The 1409-nt window shown below is 54.6% G+C and carries 1 protein-coding gene; it reads right to left on the bottom strand.

Features of this window, described 5'->3' with window-relative positions:
- Positions 1–115: 115 nt before the first annotated feature.
- The gene (locus KP699_RS16195) at positions 116–1366 is read right to left on the bottom strand and encodes an IS701 family transposase (protein WP_215763344.1); all 1251 of its coding nucleotides are present in this window, start codon (positions 1364–1366) and stop codon (positions 116–118) included.
- Positions 1367–1409 lie beyond the last annotated feature (43 nt).

Here is a 1409-nt window from a genome sequence, read left to right as displayed (position 1 = left end):
CACTACAGTTGCATTTTGTATCGTGAGTGAGAGCACATAGCGTTGGCCTGATGTGTTCGTCGGAAGACGGACCATCTGAGGATATGGGCAACGGGTAGGCGGCGTTGTGCAAGCTTTACAACGAGGCGCCTGATTTCCTGTATGGACCATCGGACAAGGATGATCGTGTTCTGCGTTGTGTTTTTTTCGGTTTCAGTGAGTTTGCCTGATACCGCACACTTGCCATGACGGCGTAGGCAAGCATGACCAGAGAGACATGCCGATGCCAACCATGCCAGGAACGGGTTTCGTTATGATCAAGACCGAATTCGTTTTTGGCTGTTTCGAAACATTCTTCGATCCTCCAGCGCGTTCCTTCAACGTTCACAAGTTCCTGCATAGTCGTCCCTTTCGGACACCAAGTCGTAAAATAGGCGAGGTCTCCATCGACGATGGTCCGACGGATCAACAGGCCACGTGTCCATGGTCCGGCAATAGGGCAGTCAAATTCTTCAGCATCCAGATCGGCAAGCGCAAGATATGCCCAGTCATACAGTCGCTCACCCTTTGTGCCGTGCCCCGCAGACAGGCGGCGCCAGTCATTCTCTGACAGAGCCGCAGCAATATCTTTTGCTTCTCCTGCAATCAGTGGGTCTGTTGCCCATGACCCGAACCAGTGATTGCCTTTGACGCCAAGAACATATCCTATTCCTGCCCGACGAAGTGTGCGTTCCACATCGCCGACGCCATACACGCTGTCTGCTGCGACCCAGCGGAAGGGCACGCCGGCCTCGATACTCCGCTCGATCATCATCGAGGCCAACGCCGGTTTGGTTGCAAACACCACATCATCGGGAACGTGGGTCTGCTGCAGGCGCTCACGGTTCGATGTCCAGTTTTTCGGGAGATACAGGGCGCGGTCAATAAAGGCATGGCCCCGCGCCGAGACATAGGTGGCAAACACCCCAATCTGGCAGTTCGTGATCTTGCCCGCAGATCCCGTATACTGCCGCCCGACACCGCATGACGCCTGACCTTTCTTCAGAAAACCGGTCTCATCAACGACCAGTACGCCATCTTCAGTGCCCAGATGCTCGATCACATAATCCCTCACGACATCACGAAGGGCATCGGCATCCCAGCGCCCGCGCCCCAAAAGCGCCTGCTGCCGCCAGGGACCAGGATCTCCTGCGGCTTCTGCCCGCATCCAACCTGTCTTGCGTGGATCATTGCCAATTAAAACATCAAGGAAAGAACACGCTGAATCCGCGACACGCTTTTGCGTAAACAGTGGAGCAATCCGCTCCTTGGCTGATCGAAGCGAACGCACCCATAATTCCAGCGTCTCTTCAACAGACGCACCACCGGTCATCATATCCTGAATCATGGGTATCCATAGAGTCAGAACTCAACACAAAATGCAACTGTAG

It is taken from the genome of Acetobacter sp. P1H12_c (genome assembly GCF_018811975.1).
In the GTDB taxonomy this organism is placed as follows: Bacteria; Pseudomonadota; Alphaproteobacteria; order Acetobacterales; family Acetobacteraceae; genus Acetobacter; species Acetobacter persici.
This window is presented reverse-complemented; position numbering and strand designations above follow the sequence as displayed.

Bases quoted from the DNA above. Each gene is read 5' to 3' on its own strand.
- KP699_RS16195 (WP_215763344.1), bottom strand. From the start codon at position 1,366: ATGATTCAGGATATGATGACCGGTGGTGCGTCTGTTGAAGAGACGCTG.